Source organism: Candidatus Pantoea communis, from assembly GCF_011752685.1.
GTDB lineage: Bacteria > Pseudomonadota > Gammaproteobacteria > Enterobacterales > Enterobacteriaceae > Pantoea > Pantoea communis.
The window spans coordinates 43,298-60,759 of the sequence record NZ_VWXC01000030.1 but is presented as its reverse complement, the minus strand read 5'-3'; the positions used below and the strand labels follow the sequence as shown (position 1 = coordinate 60,759).

Here is a 17,462-nt window from a genome sequence, read left to right as displayed (position 1 = left end):
CAGGCGTAAAGGCTGTGGGTGGTGATATCGAGACGTGTTGCAACGCTGGAAACAGAATGACCACGCTCAACAACCTGTTTGACTGCTTCAATTTTAAACTCTGCAGGATAACGCTTACCGCTCATGGGCACCTCTCTTTAAGTCATCATAAATGACTCAGAGGTGTCTGTTAAACCCGTGGCTATTCACATCAACCTCGGATTGATAACCATTGAAATAAGTGATTATCCACAAAGGAGGAGATTCCATTGCAATCATTGCCAATCTGATCTCATTACATTTTGTATTATTCATACAGCCATAAAGCATTCGAACCTCCCAGCGTCTACTAACCGCAGAGTAACACACTGTGTGGTTAGGAATGTCCTATCCTAGCACACTGCAGACTTTCATGGATCAGCGTCCACGCTGTATCTGTCTGGACTAAACTTAGTACATTAACCTCACGATACCTCTGTAAAGTTGGCGTAGTTCTGTTTCATGATCGCCACCGGCGATCCTCTGGTAGCTTATTGAGCCACCAGAGGTGAGATCAACTTTCTTCGTGAAACTTCTAATTAATGTTCCAGCCAGATAAATTCAGGCGGGGAGTGCATCAGGAAGTTCTGGTGTGAAATGTTCCATGCATAAGCCCCTGCGAGTTCAAAGACCAGCCAGTCACCGGGTGCCAGTGCGGATATAACTTGCTGACGTGCCAGTACATCTTTGGGTGTACAAAGCTGTCCGACCAGTGTGACCCGTTGATCGTTTATCCATGATGCGTTTTGTTCACGCCTTAGCACACTAAAAGGATGGTTGTGGCTTTGCGCGGCAGGGGTGCGGAAGTGGTGAGTACCGCCACGACCTATTGCAAACCATTCGCCCAGATTCTTTTTGACGTCCAGCACCTCCATCACGTAATAGCCGCAGGCTGCAGCGATATAGCGACCGCACTCAAATCGAAGCGTCCAGCCCTGAGACTGGCTGAATTGCGTTAAGTCTGGCAGACGCTGACAAAATGATGTCCAGTCAAAGTGATGCTGTGGTTCAAGGTAGTTAATACCGATCCCGCCGCCGACATTGATCAGGTCTATCTCAAGCGACCAGCTTTTGCACCAGCCTTGAACCTTGTCCAGATACATACGGATCAAAGTCAGATGATTATCTACATCCAGCTGGTGGGACATAAGATGGAAGTGAAAACCCCTGAGCTGTATCTGCGGAGAGGCGGCGATCTCGCGCAGGGCTGCGGGTAACTCCTGCTCATCCAGGCCAAATGGTGTCGGCTTGCCTCCCATCATCAGTCGCGTGCCGGTAAGCCCTTCCAGCGCAATATTTATCCGCAGCAGCACAGAGATAGTTTTATTTTGTTCAAGCGCAATAGCCTGTATGCGACGCAATTCCGTTAAACTTTCGACATGCAAAACTTCCACGCCGAGTTGCACTGCATGTTGCAGTTCACTCTGTAATTTGCCAGGCCCGCCGAAAAATATGCGGCTTGCCGGGCACCTGCTCACGTAACCAGGTGAGTTCGCCACCGGATGCCGCTTCAAAGCCATCAACATGGTCGTAAAGGGTATGGAGTATCGGCGCTTCAGGGTTGGCTTTCGCGGCGTAGTAGAGTTCACAACCTGATGGCAATGCATCATGCATGTAGCGGATGTGCTGGCGTAGCGCATCGAGGTCATACACATAAGCACAAAACGGCTCTGCGCGTTGCTGCTGCAAGAGCTGCAATGTTTCTTTGACTTTCGGAGTCACTGGGCGCTCCTCATTGGATGCTGCATCATGGTGTAATCTGCGTGCTTATCGGCTTTCTGTAGCAGTCGGGTTTTCAGGTTGTTTTTCGATGGAATTGCACCTCCAGCGAGAATAGCGGCGATCTCCGGCTGGTGATGCCAGCGACTCAGCTGCACAGCCAGTGCATCCCAAAGCTGTTGTTCCAGCATCTGATCGCTATCTGCGAGACGGAACAGCACCTCAGATAGATGATTGATAAGCAGGCAGTAGGCCACGCGACGCCAGCCCTGTTCACGGCTATACCAGACGGACTGCCGGGCACGCTCGGACATCATCGCCAGGTCATTGGCCGACCAACGTTCAGTCGTGAGTTTAGTGCCCTCAAGATCGCGTACCCAGATTTGAGTTGGCAGATGGTTTTCAAAGGAAACCAGCACATTTTGCAGGTGTGGCTCAAACACTAATCCTTCGGTGTAAAAGGCGTCCAGCACGCCGGGCAGCAGTACTGACAGGTAGCTATTGATCCACAGCAAACTGGCCTGATGTGTTGAAATTCCCTGTGCGGCGCTGAGCTGGTGGATCAACGGTTGCAAAGGGCTGTTGCCATGATGGTCCAGTGCAAATAATGATGCGGCCAGCCACGGCTGTTCGTCAGTCAGGTTTTCGCGGTAGAGAATGCCAAAGCACTCCTGTAGATGGCGCACTTCGTCCATTTCACTGGGCTCGGCCACGGATGAGAAATCCAGGCTGCTGGCAGCGGGCTCGCGCATGATGTGGAAACCTGGCACCTGTCGTTCAAGACGCGAAAAGTGACTTTCCAGCAGGGTATTGAGTGCCACAGCGCTTTCCAGTTCATACCAGGCATTCTTTCGGACACAGTTGGTAAGCCGGACATGAATGGAGCATTTAAGGTAATAGGGCAGATCGGCTCGATACAGTGTACGCACTGAAGAGGTTGCCGCAAATTCTGCACCTGTCAGTCCCAGAGGGGTAATGATTCCTGCTTTTACTGCTCGTGAATAAAGTGGTGACTGCATGATGTGACGGGCTTCCCAGGGATGACAGGGATAACTGTGCTCGCCGTTAAGAGTATCCAGCATCGCCTTAACCGGGGCGATGCCCCGTACCAGCAACAGTGAGGGATCAATGCGGAACCAGAACAGCGGAAAGCGCGCGGCCACCTCCGGTGAGCAGGCCAGTAGCGCATCTGGCGCGACCCCCTGACGACTTTTCGGGCTGGGATGCATCGGATGGCCCCAGAGCAGGCTCTCTTCACTTTGAATGTAGCTATGTTCCCTGGTACGTTGCGGCAGGCGCTCCAGGAAAGAGGCCGCTACCTGGACGCTGTTTTCAATCTGGTCGAGTAATTCCAGATCCGGCATCTGACCGGTCTGATTCACCATATCACTGACGAGCAGTGCCATTGCTTCGCTGCAGCGGACGGCCCGCCATGGGCGGCCAAACTGTTTGATGAACGGCGTGCCGATATAATCGCCACGGTCCAGCAAACTCCAGCATGAAGCACGGATAGCGAACAGCGTGCTGCCATCGCTACCCATCTCCAGCAAAATGACGTTCCCGGTGACCATGCGGCTGGCGAGCGACAGAGGAATATTACCCTGCTGTACTTGCTTAACACGTCCAGCCGGACGGGCAAATTCCCGGATATAGCAGTTCAGCAGAGCAGTCAGGCCTGCAAATTCTGCCTGCTCTCTTTCGAGGCTGACTTTGGGGGCCAGTAAGGGATTTTTACGAACGGCGAGTGATACGGACATAACCTGATCCTCGTAAGGGAGAGAAAATAAAAAGTGCGATGGCGCCGGAGGCTGCCAGCGCAGACGCAAGGAATGGCGCCTGTAATGAGCAATGCGTAACCAGCCAGCCAGCAGCCACGCCGGCCGCAACGCCAGCCCATTTGCCCGCGGCATCAATCTGCCCAAACTGCTTGCCGGCGCTGTGCTGGCGAATGCTGTCGCTCAGCATCTGATTGGCGCCGCTGTATGCCAGCAGCATGCCGCAACCAAACAAAGTGCGGGCCACCAGCAGCGCGGGTGTTGCGTTAAGTTGCATATGCCACAATGCCGCCAGTGCCATCAGCAACATGCCGGGAACAAAATAGACACTGCGCCCTGTGAGCCGATGCCAGAGAGGCAACAGCAGCAGGTAGATCAGATGCGGCCAGCTGTATAACACGCCAATGAGGACGTCTGAATGCAGCCAGTGTGCGGCATAGGGCAGGAAGTAGGGGAACGTCACCACCATCGCAAAATTAAACAGGAACTGAATCACCCACAGATGGGGAAAAGTGGTTTTCACTTGCCTGTGCTTTGTCTCAGGCGCTGGAGATTCAGTAACGGGGTCGGGCGTTAATCGGAGGCTGACCACTAAACCGCACAGCGGCAAAACAGCCAGGCCCAGCCACAAATGGTGGCCAATGTCGGGCTGCCACATCAGTATTGCGCCCATGAGCGGCGGTGCGCTCAGGAGCGCCAGTCTTGCAGATGACTGCGTCCAGTTAAGTGCTTTGGCCAGATCCTCGCCACGCAGGTGGAGAGAAAGATAACCATTGGCTGCTGCCAGCGTTCCCCCCGCGACTCCCTGCAATGCCAGTGCGACAATCAGCCAGGGCAATGAAGGCGATACGCCCGCCAGGACAAAGGCCAGAGTCAGTCCTGTTAGCGCCCGCTGTAATGATAACCGCCGGCCAAAGCGATCGGCAAATCGGCCCCACCACGCGGAGGAGAGCGCCGTCATCACCGCCGGCAGGCTGAACAGCACCCCGGCCCACAGACTGCGCTCAGAGAGGCCGAATGAGGTCAGCAGCCGTGGCAGATAGAGCGGAACACCCAGTACGGTGAAAGCCGCCAGAAAGTGGCATGCCATAACAACCGGCAAAGTACTGCGCATCAGCTTTCGCCTCTTTGCAGGAAGTTGGGACCACTCTGACCGTAGAACTTGTTGATATCTGCAGCACCGGAAGCCTGTTTGCTGAGCAGGCTGCCGCTCAGAAGCAGGTATTTAACGGGCTGCGTGGGGGAATCAAACAGCTGCTGGCGCGCAAAGCCGGTATCCACACCTTCGTTTTCAAGGCGGCTCAGACTCTGCTCAAGCGCATCGCGTAAAGTCTGATAACTGGCTTTACGCTCAATAAGTCCCCCTGCGGCAAGGCTCTCCAGCACCGCCGCCAGACAAAGCTGCAGGGTAATGGTAATAAACATCTGGGCCAGCGCGGCTTCCTCCGCCACACAGATGCGCGGATCGCGCAGAGCAGAAAGGCGCTCTGCCAGCTGGGGGCAGGCCGCTTTGAACCGTTCCGGTAAAATGCGTGCGGCATCGTTGTCTTTCATCACCAGCGTCAATTTCTCGCCGGGCGTCAGGCTGAGCACGGCATTCTGCTGATTTGATTCCAGAGCAACGCCATAGCGCAGCCACAGGGTCAGGTGAACATCCGCCATCAGCTGACAGTATTCGTGCCACCAGCCGGCCGCATCAGGCATGCCGGGTTGTTCAAGAAATGAAGCCAGATAGAAGCGACCATCCGGCAGCTTGCTGCCCAAAGCCGCAACCGGAAGCAGGGTTTCACCTGGACGGGGTGCGGCGTAGCGGCGTAACAAAAAGGCCAGCTGCTTTTCTTCCGCTACGTGACCACAGAAGCTCTCATCGACATGCCGGTATTTACCGCGCAGCACGCTGTCCGCTTCCCCCACCGTGGCAAGCACCTCGGCAAACCACTGACCGTCATACAGAGTTGAAGGTTTGATCAGGCGGACATTTTTCTGCCCTAACGTGCGCATGGTCAGGGGAACTTTAAGATGCTGATCCGGGTAATCGGCGAGCTGTACGGTACGCACTGATAAAGTGGGATACACCCTGAGCCAGGCGCCAGGTGCAACGGCCGCCCCCTCAGGAAGATCATATAGCTGGCTCAGGGTGAGCGGATGTACCGGGATTAATTCATGCTGGTGGTACTGATCATCGCTCAGGCCCACCTGTGACGGCAACGGCCACCAGACAGGCCGTGCTTGCGGGGCGGTCAGCGTCAGGGACTGTCGCGGCACGGCAAGCCAACGTAGCCGAAACGGCTGGCAAAATTCCGGCGCGTACTGGCGCAGGTCAGCATCGCTGAAGCCAAACTTGGCGCGTGCCGTTGGGTAGTAGGGATGATCCAGGAAACTCGCCAGCTGGTCGGCGTGACGCAGGCGCTCGCCCCAGTTCATTTCACCCGGAGTTCGCAGCAGTGACGTCCGCTGCTGTGTAAAGGCGGTTGCACAGAGTTCACCCTGTATGACCGCGCTGTCTGCTTCTTCCTTATAGGTGGCAAAAAGTTCGCGGGTTTCCGGATCCTGGTCAGGCATCAGCGCTGCCAGCCAGTTTTCATATCCAGACTGTGTCTGCCATCCCTGTGCTGTCTTAACCTGCCAAACCGGGGAGAATGCCTGCCACGGCTGCATGTAATCACAGGCGTGAACTTCCAGACGCAATAGCTGACGGGACGACTGCCAGTTCAGCCAGTGGTGATTATTTTCCAGGGATATGTGGCCCTGGCTAATCAAGCCGCTGACGTTTTCGCGCAGGCACGCGTTGATGATGCGAAGAGTAATGTAGTCATTCTGATTCATCAGACGATCTCCCACTTCAGCGCCGCGAGCGTGCGGTCAGTGAGCTGCGTGAGCTGTGTATCGTTGCTGGCTTCCAGGTACAGCACACCGAGATAATCCTTATTGGAGTGCGTCAACTCAATGCGGTCACCGGTGGTTTTAAGCGGACGGTACTGCAGGCCCGGTGCACTCGCGGGTTGCGGCGGGGTGTGCAACGTGCCGCTCTGGCCTGCCACCAGATAATGAATGAGTGCCTCGCCCTGAGCGGGTTTCACCGGGGGAAGGGGTTCACCAAGATGCAGGCGCAGAATAGGCGTAAACCACCCTTCCGGCAGCAGACGATCCAGAAGGAACTCACGGCCATCGCCGATGCTGCGGTAATTAATTTCCACAAGGATGGGGCCGCTTTCGGTGACAATAAACTCGCTGTGACACACACCAAAACCCACGCCAAACTCTTGGAGTTGCGCCAGAGCCTGCTGTTTCCAGCGGGTGCTGTGTTCCCCTCCCCAACGCGCGCTCATTTCCACAAAATGGGGTGGCGCGGACAACTCAACATCGAAGCCACCAATCGCCACCAGTTCAGTACCGTCGCCGAGCGTTTCCAGCGTAAACAGCGGACCCTGCATAAAAGCTTCAACCAGCAACGTCTGGCGAACGGGCAGGGAGGCGAGATAGTGCTGACAGGTGCTGTGATCTTCGATTAACCGGACATCCATCGATGCCACGCCCTGGCCGGGCTTGATGACGACCGGCCAGGGCCAGTCGGTGCCCGCCTCCGCATCAGGCAGCAGTTGAGAAGACCAGACCGAAGGCTGCCCCTTTGACGCCAGGCGCTGGCGCATGCGCCATTTTTCTTTAGCGGCATAGCAGATTTCCCAGTTCTTCGCAGGCAGGCCAAGTGCGGTAGCGGCAATGGCGGTGGCGGTTTGCAGATGATCGCTGTTGGAGAACAGCGCAGCAGGGGTAATACCCCATTCGGTGAGGGTGTCGAGAATCGACAGGGGGTTGAATACCTCGCATTCGATCACCCGGACACTCTCATCAACAACGCCGTTGTGCGCCATGGCATGGTCGGTCAGCAGGATGACCTGATATCCCAACTGCTGCGCTGCAGGGATAAAACCTTCGGTCACGGCCGCGTTAACGACGTGACTGACTATCACATAGGGCTTGTGGTTAAGCATGTGTTTACCTGTTTGGTTTGGAGTTGGATACGTTAAAGAGACTGGATGTCTGTCAGCCGCTGTTTCAGCGTACGGAAAAAGAAGCCACGATCTTCACCACACAGCCAGTGTGTTATGTCATGGCTTTGCCAGTATTGCTGTTGCTCGGGTGTACGGGGATTCGCACAGAAGGGGATTCCTGCGTTCCTGCAGCGATCGGCAAGGTGGCGGATTTCTGATTCAACCCTGGGGTGTGCGGGTTGTGGACCAAGCTGCATGCTCATGGCCAGATCCAGCGCGCCTTCCATCACCATAGTGACTTCTGGCACGCGAAGCATGGCATCAATGGCCTGGATACCCGACGGTGTTTCAATCATGGGCACCAGCCATAACTTTTCATTGGCCTGGCGGATGTAGTCTCCGAGTGGCAGCGTCCCGAAGCCGGTTACGCTGCCGCCGGTGATGCCGCGCGTACCCACCGGAGGGAAGAACATTGCATTGCGCAGCGAGATGATTTGCTCTGCACTTTCTGCGCGTGACAGGACGATGCCGTGAGCCCCCATATCCAGAATGCGTCCGGCCCGTGGAATATCATCGCAGGTGAGGCGTACGAGCGGCGTGCAACCATTCAACTGCGCCAGTTGTATGCACTGACAGAGCAGCGTTTCGTTGTGAGGGAGATGCTCCAGATCGAGGATCACAAAGTCATAACCTGCGATAGCGATCATCTCCACCAGGGTGGGGTGGGGAACGGAATTCAGGATGCCAAAAAGTCCATTTCCTGACCTGGAACGCTCAGCGGGTAGTGCAAGCGAAATCATAGCCAATACCTGTATTAGTAATAATTATCATTTACATTATCATTACGTTTGGCCTTAAGTTTTTCAAATGATTTAAACAAGATGGTTAAATATATTCACTGAGTGATAGTTATGAAATGGAAGTAACCTGAATGCTTTTCACAAATCATATCCATGATATATCTTTGATATTGTGATCAATTTAGTAATATTCTGTGTCAGGTGTCGTAATTTTCAGCTGTAATGCATCCCAGTTAATACTTAACTTGGATTTAGCAATCAGACGTTTCTGTAAGGAAATCGATAAGATGAAAGGCCAGTGGATACTGGGTTTAACTGCCTTAATGTGTTCGTGGGCGGCTGTCGCTCAATCTGTCACCGTGACCGATCTCGCCGGTCGGCAGGTCATGGTTAACACACCCGCAACGCGCATCATCCTGGCGGACAGTCGCATGCTGTTAGCAATGAGTCTGCTGCATCCAGGGAATGCGCTTAAGGGGATCGCTGGCTGGGATGATTCGCTTCAGACCCGCGCGCCGGATATGGGGCGGTATTTTTCGCAGCAATACCCGTCGCTGTCTTCCATTCCTGTATTCATCAATCCTTACCGCAGCAGTTTTAACGTTGAACAAGCGACGATGCTTAAGCCTGACCTGATCGTTTTCGATACGGGAATACTGGCGAAACTGAAAAGCGAGGGGACACTGGATTTGCTTGAGAAAAGCGGCATTCCGGTGGTGTTTATCGACTTCCGTCAGCAGCCGCTGACCCACACGCCTGTGAGCATGAAACTGCTGGGGGCGGTAACCGGAGAGCAGCAGAATGCCGGGCGGTTTATTCAGCGCTGGAATCAGCTTCTCGACCAAACACGCCAGCGTGTCGCGACGATCCCGAAGAGTAACTGGCCGGGGGTGGTGTTTGAAAATCATGCCGGGATGACAGGCATGAACTGTTGTTCAGTATTTGGCCGTGACAGTTTTGGAGAATTCATACCCGAAGCGGGCGGGCGTAATCTGATGGCGGACAAGGTGCCGCCGCAGGGAGCCGATATCAGTCCTGAGCTGCTGATTGTGGCGCGACCGGATGTGTATCTGATGAGCGGGGCCGACTGGAGCAGGCGCGGAGGCACATCTCAGGCAGTACCTCTGGGCTATGAAGCGACACGATCCAGTACCTTACCAAAGCTCGAAAAGCTGATGCAGCGGGACAGTATCAGTGTGCTGCCCGTAGCAAAATCTGGCCGCGTGATGGCGATTTATCACCAGTTTTACGACAGTCCCTTTAACGTTGTGGCGCTGGAGGCAATGGCTAAGTTGTTTCATCCGCAGCAATTCACTGATGTCGATCCTCAAGCGGATTTAGAATCGCTGTATCGCGATTTTACCGGAATGCCTTACAGCGGACTTTTTTACGTCCAGCCATGATAAAAGAGCCCGCTCTGATGAACGGCACTCTTCAGAACGATCAGAACTTCAGACTGACACCCGCCGTGACAGAACGTCCCGGGGCTGGCTGACGTCCCCACGGGCTGGTATCCACGCCGCGGAACCAGTAATCGCGGTTAAAGATGTTATTGACTCCCACGTAGCCGTTAAGCACGGTGCGGCCTGATTTATACAGGTCGCGGCTCACCTGCGCATTCCATACCCAGTAAGACGGCATCTGGCCAACCGAGCCGGTGCTGTTCTCCTGCACCGTGTTGGCGGCGTCCGCGTAGGACTTACTGAAGTAGTAGCTTGACAGCGAGAAGGTGGTATCGCGCCAGTCGTAGCTGCCATCCAGCGTCAGCTGAGTGCGGGAGGCGTAAGGCACGTCTTTACCGCGGTTCACGCCGTTACGCTGCTCTGCCTGCAGGTAGGCATAGCCCGCATGCAGTTTCAGGCCTTCCACCGCTTCCGGGCTCCAGAATCCTTCCAGCTCGACACCCTGATGGCGGGTACGACCAATGTTGAGGTAGCTGTCAGACACACTGTCGTAGGAAATCTGATCTTTATAGTCGATACGATAAAGGCCTGCATGCAGGCTGACGTTATCAGTCGGGGTATAACGCACGCCGCTTTCATAGTTCCAGGCCAGCTCAGAACTGACGTCGCCGCCTTTAACAATCTGCGTTACCTGCGCCGGACGCAGGCTTTTTTGCATATCCGCATACAGGAACCACTGTGGTGTCAGCTGGTAACCGACGGTCAGACCCGGCAGCCACTGTGTATCAGGCGCGGAGGTGCGTATCCCGGTTTTTTTATCGGTGTATTTTTCACTGACGTTTTCATAACGCATGCCGGGGGTGATGGTTAAAGTGTCACTGAAGAGCTTAACGGCGTTACTGATGTACCCGGCCCAGGCTTTGTCATCGAAGTCCCAGTCACGAGTGACGGCGGTGGTGCCGGTTGCCAGCGTGCGCTGGCGCACCTGATAGTCCACTTTCTCACTGACAAAGCGACCGCCGACAATCCACTGCTGGTTTACGTTGTCACCATTGATGTCCATGCTGATGCGCGGCTCTGTTCCCCAGACCTTAAAGCTGCGCGGGGAGTTCTGCACAATATCGGCGGGCAGGGCCGGATTAAAGTTCTGACCGGCTACTTTGCTCATGCCAACGTGGAAATCACGGACTGACTCATGACCGAAGAACATCCAGTTGAATTCGGCGTTATCAATAAAGCCCAGTGATCCCAGCTGCTGGTTATAAACTGCACTGTAACGTTTGGTGTGACCGTCGTAATCATCCCAGGGACGGGTGCTCTGATGACGGTCGTGATTATAGTCGGCGGTTGAAAGGGCGCCTGCGAGATCCGCGTGAGCGTCGTAATACTGGTAAGAGAGGTTTAATGTGGTGTCTTCGTTAATATTCCACAGGCCACGCACGCGGAAGTTCTGAACTTTACTGTCGCTGTGCTCACGGAATGAGCTGCCTTTCACCTGATTGGCTTCGACCTGCAATCCAAAATCATCATTTAACATGCCGCCAGTACGCAGGTAGGTATCCCACAGATTGCGTCCCTTGCCGTAAAACGTGGCGCGCTCAGCAATTTCATTCTCCCACTTCAAAGGGATAGGTTTGCTTATGAGGTTGATGACGCCGCCAACGTTGTTTGGGCCGTATTGCACTGCTGCACCGCCGCGAACCACGTCAATGCGATCGATGGTTGAGAAGGTCACCGGGAACAGTGACATGCCTTCCTGTCCGTAAGGGGCTAACACCAGTGGAATGCCGTCCTCAAGGATCTGTGCGCGACCGCTTCGGCTGTCATATAAACCACGCACCGCAATCTGTGGCAAAACACCGGTGCCGGTTTCATCCTGAATTTTGACACCCGGCACGCGCTGCAGCGCATCATCGAGGGTGCGGTTAGCGCCTTTTTCTAATTGATCGTTGCTGATAACCGTGCGGCTGCCTGCCCAGGTTTTAACCTCTTCAGCGCGGGAATCGCCCAGAATATTTCCGGATACGGTCATCGTCTGATCTGCAGCGTAACTGTACTTAGCGGCCAAAATCACGGCCAAAGCTGTGGCAATCTTAGTGCGTTTCATTTTCAACCCTGAATAAAATGTAAGATTTAAGTAATGATTCTGATAAACATTATCATTATCAATAAAGGCTTAACATTCCTTAATCTGCGTAAATCTATGTCAAGGCATTATTTTCAGGGCAGTTTTGTAAAGAGGTAAGGTTAGTCCCTATGCAAACGTGGAGTAAAAATCCAGAAGGGGAGCGGTGTATAGAGGCGCTGATTGTTCACCGATTGCTGGTATCAAATCAATGTTCGAAATTTATGATAATGATGTTTAATTAAATTGAAGAAATCCTTAGGTGTGATTCTCCATTTTCGCCCTTAAGTGAGAAAATGCCTCCATGTGGTTCGCCGTCGCTTGTCGAGTCAAAAGCTGAATGTGGGAATAGCTATCAGCACCGTTTATCCTTGCAATGGTTGGAGGAGTTGAAGACGTTTAAACTTGAAGTCACCTGAACGGATAGCCGGACGGCCTCGCAAACAAGCAACTGTGTTGCTACTGGTTTAGTAAAAGGCATAAATAACGTGCGGGGGTAACTTCTGAAATAATCCTCGGTTTAATTTTATATAGCTCCGCTCCAGTTACATTTTATTCTGCCGATACTCATCACTGACAATCAATCATACTGATATCTCTGATGAAAATTTCCACCCGCCTTTGTACTGGCTTCGGCCTGCTTATCCTGCTTTTTATCATCTGTACCGGCATAGCGCTCAGCGCACTCAGCAGGGCCAGCGATGGCATGGATGATGCCGTCAACGTTAAAATGAAGAAGTATCAGATTGCACTGGACATGCGTGGTGGCCTGCGGGATATGGCTATTGCGGTACGCAATATGGCGTTACTGACTGATCCGGAGACTATGAAACCTGAGTGGGATCGTCTGCAGAAACAAAAAGCGCTATATATTGAAAACCGGAAAGCTCTGGAGGGAGTGATGAAAATGGAACCACTCCACAGAGCCGCGAGATATTAAGCCACATTTTACAGGCAGAAGGTTCTGCACTCGCTTCGCTGGAGCAGGCCGGAAAGCTGGGACTGGCTAATCTGGCGCAGGAGGCTACTGCTTACCTGATGAACGTCACGCGTCCTGCGCAAAGCACCCTGCTTGATGCGCTGAACGACATGACGCAGATACAGATGAAAAATACACAATCCGCCGTTGAGCAGAACAGTCAGGCAGCTGATCGGGCTTCATTAACCCTAGTACTGATGGCTGCCGCGTCACTTGTTGTGGCAACAGTTACCTGCGTGTTTACCATTCGCGTGCTTATGCGACAGCTGGGCGGGGAGCCTGCGCAGGCGCAGGTGCTTGCAGCGGCAATCGCAGCGGGCGACCTTACAAGTCCGGTCATTCTACGTCGTAATGACACGAGCAGCCTGCTGGCTTCGCTGGACGGCATGCAGGCAAACCTGCGGGGCCTTGTGTCGCAGATAAAAGATTCCTCCGCCTCAGTGGCGCTGGCCGCGGATGAAATTTCTCAGGGTAATACTGAACTCTCTTCGCGTACCGAACAGCAGGCTGCGGCACTGCAGGAAACGGCCGCCAGTATGGAGCAGCTGACCGCTACAGTAAAAAATAACTCAGCGGGAGCCCGGCAGACCGCCGATTTAGCCCGCGAAACGGCATTACTTGCCCGTACGGGTGAAGCTGAAGTGCAGCACATGTCGGAAACCATGAATGCCATTTCACTGAGCGCAACGAAGGTGCGGGACATCACCGCCGTGATTGAGAGTATCGCCTTCCAGACAAACATTCTGGCCCTAAACGCGGCAGTTGAAGCCGCGCGTGCCGAAGAAGAGGGGCGCGGCTTTGCCGTGGTGGCCGGAGAGGTCAGGACGCTTGCACAGCGCAGTGCGATGGCCGCCCGCGATATAAAGCAGCTGATTGAACAGGCTGTGGAGCAGGTAGAGAGTGGCGTGAAGGTTGCGGCAGGTACCGGCCACAGCATTCTGAAGAGTGTGGGTATGGTAGGCGAGTTGGCGGAAGCCATGGATAACATTTCGCTGGCTTCATCCGAGCAGATGCAGGGTATCTCTCAGGTCAGCATTGCCGTCAGTCAGATGGACGGGGTGACCCAGAATAACGCCGCGCTGGTTGAGGAATCCTCGTCTGCCTCACAGTCACTGTCTGAGCAGGCACACGCTTTACGCGGAATGGTCGAGGCCTTCAGGGTCTAAGGCCTGTGAGAAGAGGGCGGCTGTATTGAACCGGATTCACTGCTGCCGTTCTCACGTGAGCACACGCCCCTGAGTGGCGCACAGGCTGTACGTCAGGTGCAAAAACAATCACTTCGAGGTCCGGAAACGCATGCATGAAAAGTACCGGCGCATTACAGAAATCAAAGCGCAAACGGATCAGTTGCTTACGCAACTGAGTGAGGGCGAATATCGTTCTCTGGACGTGTGGGCCAACAACCTGACGCATCTGAAGCTGGCTTTTGGTACGTTCAGCCCCTTCATGAGTGACCCCGTCTTCCTGGCCTGGCTGAAACAGCATGACGCCGTGATGGTATCGGAGATAGCCATGACCGGCAGAGCGCTGATGGCGCTGCAGAACTTTTTCAGAGTGGCATCAAAACAGTTCGGATGACATTCGTCTCAGAACCGGACTGAGTTTTTAATTCACTAAATTGGCGGGGGTGGCATGAAATGATCCTCCCAGTACATCCCGCTTTTGACCATGGCGTTCAGGATGGTCAGCAGCTTACGCATGCAGGCAACCAGCGCCACCTTTTTCGCCTTACCCGCTTCGACTAACCTGACATAAAAGGCCCTGATAACCGGGTTAAACTGAATGGCGGTTATTACCGCCATGTAAAGCGTGCACCGCACGCCGGCCCTTCCGCCAAAAATCGTTCGTTTTCCCCGCATTTTTCCTGAGTCCCTGTTAACGGGGGCGACACCGACAAGCGCGCTGATTTCCCTGCGGGTCAGGGTGCCCAGCTCCGGCAGTTCGGCCAGCAGGGTGGCGGCAGTAATTTCCGCCACGTCCTTCACGCTGGCCAGCTGGCGGGCCTGATCGCGGAAATGCTGCCGCACCTGACGATTCATCATGCGCGTCACAAGAGCAAGCTCTGCCTCGAGGGCCGTCATGATCCGACTGATACTTTCACGGCCATCGGGGTGGGAGGGATAAAGCCGGTTGCGTTCCGCAACCAGCATCTGATTGAGCTGACGGCGTCTTACGACCAGTGCCGTAAGTGCCTTTCTGGCCGCGTCCGGCATCAGCCGGATATACCGGTTACGATCAGGATGGCTGTTAATCACGCGTGCAAGCTGCGCCAGCATAGTGGCATCCAGCCGGTCCGTTTTCGCCAGATGCCCCATGGCTCGGGCAAAATCGCGTGCCTGTCAGGGGTTGATAATAACCACGTCAAAGCCTTCTGACTGCAGACGCGCTGCTACCTGCGTCTCCAGGCCTCCGGTGGCCTCCATCAGAATCAAAGAAATATTAAGTCCGCTGATTATGTTAGTAATTACCTCAAAACCTGCAGTGTCATTACTGACGGTGAAAGGAATAATCTCCTCTGTAGAAGCCACGTCCAGCGTGGCCTTTGCCACATCAATACCAATGCACTGCAAATCCGGCTGACTCATGGTGCCCCTCCTTACGATACGAATTTAGATTTAGACAACTGTCCGGGCTAATGATGAGTGGCTCAGTCCGTGCGCACTCGCTTGTTTACGGGCTCTTGCGCCCCGGAAGCTTCACCTGCTGCACGGACCTCGCCAGACCTGCAAAGTCAGTTTAGATATTTCCCGACATATAAGGGAGCTGTCGCCGGACTGCTTGTATGTTGAGCAAGCCTCATTAAACTGGCAAAACGATGCTGCTGCACGACCGGACTGCTGGGTTAACAAGCCCGAGGGTGAGCTGTACAGCGCAGCATTTTTTCAGCACCAGCCCGAACAACTGCCTGGGCGGTTAATTCCAGCCCGAATTTTGCAAGATTGGGAGAACTGAAATGAACACAAGAGTCGTTGTAGGTGTCGATATAGCCAAGAGCAGCTTTGACGTGTGTGTCAGTGGATGTTCTGGCACTTATCATTTTAAGAATTCTGCTAAAGGTTTTGATGAGTTGCTGGATTTAGTCAGCAGCCGCGAAATCAGCTCATTCGTGGTTGAAGCAACAGGTAACTACCACAAAGCACTTGTAGAAGTAATGGAAATGCATGGTTTCCATGTTGTAGTTGTTAATCCGCGCCTGATAAAGAACTTCAGTCGCGCATTGGGGCTTCGGTCAAAACCGACGTACAGGACGCCAAGCTAATCTGTGAATACGGTATACGTATGGAACCGCCGGTCAGAGAGAAGCCTGATAAGGAACTGTTGAAGCTTAAAGCAATGGTCACTCGCCGGCGTCAGCTTGTTGCTAATCGCACAATGGAGACGAACCGCCTTGAAGCATAGACAGAGCAAGAAATTTAGACCGATATACGTCGCCACATTCAGTGGCTGACTTCAGAAATAAAGCGTATCGATGAAGCCCTCGCTATAAGGCTCGGAAAAATCGCCGTACTGAAAGATAAAGTGGAGCTGCTCCGAGATGTTAAAGGGGTAGGGCCGGTCGTCATGGCGGCATTACTCACTCAGGTACCTGAACTGGGATCGCTTGATCGCCGTAAGATAAGTGCTCTTATCGGACTATGTCCTTACTCCAGAGATAGTGGAAGTTTCAGCGGGCGCAGGATGATATGGGGCGGTCGATCTGATATCCGTTCTATGTTGTATATGGCTGTACTTTCGGCTGTTCACTATAGCCCGGAAATTAAAGCTTTTTATGAAAACCTGACCGCAAGAGGCAAATTTTTCAAAGTTGCTATGACCGCATGTATGCGGAAGCTGATAACCATCATAAATGCGATAATCCGGGATGGTGAGAAAAAGCAGAGCTTAGTGGTCCCGAACTGCGACAGGAATATGTCCCTTATTAAAAATTGAAATTGTAAAGATATGATTGCAACTACAATTGGGAGTTGGGGTTAACGGCCGCTCAGTGCCAAAAGCGAAAGTAGCATATGAACTTGTATGTTAAAACCGACTGTATATTCTCCTGAATTTTGGGATTCAATACTCTCAAACCGGCATGTCAGACCGTTGTCAGGTCACTGTCGGGTTATGATCGTGGTCTTGCAGGATTGTCTGGGCAACACTGTGCACTGACCACTTTCCATTTGGAGACATAATATGAGTAATACAAACAAATTTAGATCGCGGCGTCTTGCGCGAGCATGGTCCCAGGAACAGCTTGCTGAACTGTCCGGACTGAGTGTGCGCACGGTGCAGCGTATTGAGAATGGCGATCAACCCAGCCTGGAAACACTGAGCGCCCTTGCAACTGTATTTGAGGTGAGCGTTGTGGATCTTTCTGGCTCTGATGCGCATGGCGATAACGCGCTCGACCAGAGAATTGCCGAAGCGAAGAGCAATCTCGCAGAGGAAGGCCGTTTTTACCGGTCGGTTGTTACCGCTTTCGTTGTTTGTACGCACTGCTTGTTCTTAACCACTTTACGGCCCCGGCCAGCGTATGGTCATTGTGGGTATCGGGGATCTGGTTTGCACTGCTGGCTATTCGTGGCATGAGGACGTTTGTTTTTCGCGGGCTGATTAGCCGCTGGCAACAGAAGCGGTTGCGGCAGATGCTGCGGCGATAACCGCGATT

Annotated in this window: 14 protein-coding genes and 3 pseudogenes; 7 read left to right on the top strand and 10 right to left on the bottom strand. The window is 53.6% G+C overall.

All coding sequences use genetic code 11. The features are described from left to right. The 8 genes from F3J37_RS25865 to F3J37_RS25835 all read right to left on the bottom strand — a co-directional run. Positions 1 to 125: transposase (locus F3J37_RS25865; protein ID WP_166936498.1), on the bottom strand; the 125-nt coding region annotated here is incomplete at its 3' end. Positions 126 to 557: 432 nt separating this feature from the next. After that, positions 558 to 1,538: a type III PLP-dependent enzyme gene (locus F3J37_RS25860; protein WP_240154176.1), complete on the bottom strand. Its 981-nt coding sequence runs from the start codon at positions 1,536 to 1,538 to the stop codon at positions 558 to 560. Beyond that, positions 1,438 to 1,740 carry a hypothetical protein gene (locus F3J37_RS28250; RefSeq protein ID WP_240154175.1) on the bottom strand — a complete coding sequence of 101 codons (303 nt, stop codon included), beginning with the start codon at positions 1,738 to 1,740 and terminating at the stop codon, positions 1,438 to 1,440. Before F3J37_RS28250 ends, F3J37_RS25860 begins: the two co-directional genes overlap by 101 nt. Beyond that, positions 1,737 to 3,494: an IucA/IucC family protein gene (locus F3J37_RS25855; RefSeq protein WP_034830864.1), complete on the bottom strand. Its 1,758-nt coding sequence runs from the start codon at positions 3,492 to 3,494 to the stop codon at positions 1,737 to 1,739. The genes F3J37_RS28250 and F3J37_RS25855 overlap by 4 nt, the downstream gene beginning before the upstream one ends. Further along, positions 3,469 to 4,626 (bottom strand): MFS transporter, encoded by a 1,158-nt coding sequence (locus F3J37_RS25850; RefSeq protein ID WP_166936496.1) that lies wholly within the window; start codon positions 4,624 to 4,626, stop codon positions 3,469 to 3,471. Before F3J37_RS25850 ends, F3J37_RS25855 begins: the two co-directional genes overlap by 26 nt. Continuing rightward, positions 4,626 to 6,338: an IucA/IucC family protein gene (locus tag F3J37_RS25845; protein WP_034828075.1), complete on the bottom strand. Its 1,713-nt coding sequence runs from the start codon at positions 6,336 to 6,338 to the stop codon at positions 4,626 to 4,628. Before F3J37_RS25845 ends, F3J37_RS25850 begins: the two co-directional genes overlap by 1 nt. Further along, complete coding sequence (locus F3J37_RS25840) at positions 6,338 to 7,504, bottom strand: ATP-grasp domain-containing protein (protein WP_034828073.1); 1,167 nt, start codon at positions 7,502 to 7,504, stop codon at positions 6,338 to 6,340. The genes F3J37_RS25845 and F3J37_RS25840 overlap by 1 nt, the downstream gene beginning before the upstream one ends. A gap of 32 nt (positions 7,505 to 7,536) precedes the next feature. After that, positions 7,537 to 8,304 carry an HpcH/HpaI aldolase family protein gene (locus tag F3J37_RS25835; protein WP_034828071.1) on the bottom strand — a complete coding sequence of 256 codons (768 nt, stop codon included), beginning with the start codon at positions 8,302 to 8,304 and terminating at the stop codon, positions 7,537 to 7,539. Positions 8,305 to 8,591: 287 nt separating this feature from the next. On the opposite strand from F3J37_RS25835, the gene F3J37_RS25830 reads away from it, so the two are divergent. Next, the gene (locus tag F3J37_RS25830) at positions 8,592 to 9,707 is read left to right on the top strand and encodes an ABC transporter substrate-binding protein (protein ID WP_034828068.1); all 1,116 of its coding nucleotides are present in this window, start codon (positions 8,592 to 8,594) and stop codon (positions 9,705 to 9,707) included. Between the two features lie 40 nt (positions 9,708 to 9,747). On the opposite strand, the gene F3J37_RS25825 is transcribed toward F3J37_RS25830, so the two are convergent. After that, positions 9,748 to 11,814 (bottom strand): TonB-dependent receptor family protein, encoded by a 2,067-nt coding sequence (locus F3J37_RS25825; RefSeq protein WP_166936494.1) that lies wholly within the window; start codon positions 11,812 to 11,814, stop codon positions 9,748 to 9,750. Between the two features lie 619 nt (positions 11,815 to 12,433). On the opposite strand from F3J37_RS25825, the pseudogene F3J37_RS25820 reads away from it, so the two are divergent. Both F3J37_RS25820 and F3J37_RS25815 read left to right on the top strand, forming a co-directional pair. After that, a pseudogene (locus tag F3J37_RS25820) lies at positions 12,434 to 13,977 on the top strand (methyl-accepting chemotaxis protein). 130 nt (positions 13,978 to 14,107) lie between these two features. Beyond that, entirely contained in the window at positions 14,108 to 14,389 is a 282-nt protein-coding gene (locus tag F3J37_RS25815) for a hypothetical protein (RefSeq protein WP_034828063.1), read from the top strand. Between the two features lie 35 nt (positions 14,390 to 14,424). On the opposite strand, the pseudogene F3J37_RS25810 reads toward F3J37_RS25815, so the two are convergent. After that, positions 14,425 to 15,396 (bottom strand): annotated as a pseudogene (locus F3J37_RS25810) (IS110 family RNA-guided transposase). 368 nt (positions 15,397 to 15,764) lie between these two features. Here F3J37_RS25810 and F3J37_RS28245 point away from each other — a divergent pair. From F3J37_RS28245 to F3J37_RS25800, 4 genes and pseudogenes are all read left to right on the top strand, one after another. After that, positions 15,765 to 16,070 carry an IS110 family transposase gene (locus F3J37_RS28245; protein WP_255464811.1) on the top strand — a complete coding sequence of 102 codons (306 nt, stop codon included), beginning with the start codon at positions 15,765 to 15,767 and terminating at the stop codon, positions 16,068 to 16,070. A gap of 20 nt (positions 16,071 to 16,090) precedes the next feature. Then, positions 16,091 to 16,210 (top strand): hypothetical protein, encoded by a 120-nt coding sequence (locus F3J37_RS28415; RefSeq protein ID WP_255464809.1) that lies wholly within the window; start codon positions 16,091 to 16,093, stop codon positions 16,208 to 16,210. A 162-nt stretch (positions 16,211 to 16,372) separates the two neighbouring features. After that, entirely contained in the window at positions 16,373 to 16,741 is a 369-nt protein-coding gene (locus tag F3J37_RS28240; protein ID WP_230599170.1) for a transposase, read from the top strand. A gap of 246 nt (positions 16,742 to 16,987) precedes the next feature. Continuing rightward, positions 16,988 to 17,454, top strand: a pseudogene (locus tag F3J37_RS25800) (helix-turn-helix domain-containing protein). Positions 17,455 to 17,462: the final 8 nt, after the last annotated feature.

What these genes read in the sequence shown, in the direction of transcription:
- F3J37_RS25860 (WP_240154176.1), bottom strand. Translation starts at nt 1,538, where the DNA reads ATGGCTTTGAAGCGGCATCCGGTGGCGAACTCACCTGGTTACGTGAGC.
- F3J37_RS25855 (WP_034830864.1), bottom strand. Translation starts at nt 3,494, where the DNA reads ATGTCCGTATCACTCGCCGTTCGTAAAAATCCCTTACTGGCCCCCAAA.
- F3J37_RS25850 (WP_166936496.1), bottom strand. Translation starts at nt 4,626, where the DNA reads ATGCGCAGTACTTTGCCGGTTGTTATGGCATGCCACTTTCTGGCGGCT.
- F3J37_RS25845 (WP_034828075.1), bottom strand. Translation starts at nt 6,338, where the DNA reads ATGAATCAGAATGACTACATTACTCTTCGCATCATCAACGCGTGCCTG.
- F3J37_RS25840 (WP_034828073.1), bottom strand. Translation starts at nt 7,504, where the DNA reads ATGCTTAACCACAAGCCCTATGTGATAGTCAGTCACGTCGTTAACGCG.
- F3J37_RS25835 (WP_034828071.1), bottom strand. Translation starts at nt 8,304, where the DNA reads ATGATTTCGCTTGCACTACCCGCTGAGCGTTCCAGGTCAGGAAATGGA.
- F3J37_RS25830 (WP_034828068.1), top strand. Translation starts at nt 8,592, where the DNA reads ATGAAAGGCCAGTGGATACTGGGTTTAACTGCCTTAATGTGTTCGTGG.
- F3J37_RS25825 (WP_166936494.1), bottom strand. Translation starts at nt 11,814, where the DNA reads ATGAAACGCACTAAGATTGCCACAGCTTTGGCCGTGATTTTGGCCGCT.
- F3J37_RS25815 (WP_034828063.1), top strand. Translation starts at nt 14,108, where the DNA reads ATGCATGAAAAGTACCGGCGCATTACAGAAATCAAAGCGCAAACGGAT.
- F3J37_RS28245 (WP_255464811.1), top strand. Translation starts at nt 15,765, where the DNA reads ATGAACACAAGAGTCGTTGTAGGTGTCGATATAGCCAAGAGCAGCTTT.
- F3J37_RS28415 (WP_255464809.1), top strand. Translation starts at nt 16,091, where the DNA reads ATGGAACCGCCGGTCAGAGAGAAGCCTGATAAGGAACTGTTGAAGCTT.
- F3J37_RS28240 (WP_230599170.1), top strand. Translation starts at nt 16,373, where the DNA reads ATGGCGGCATTACTCACTCAGGTACCTGAACTGGGATCGCTTGATCGC.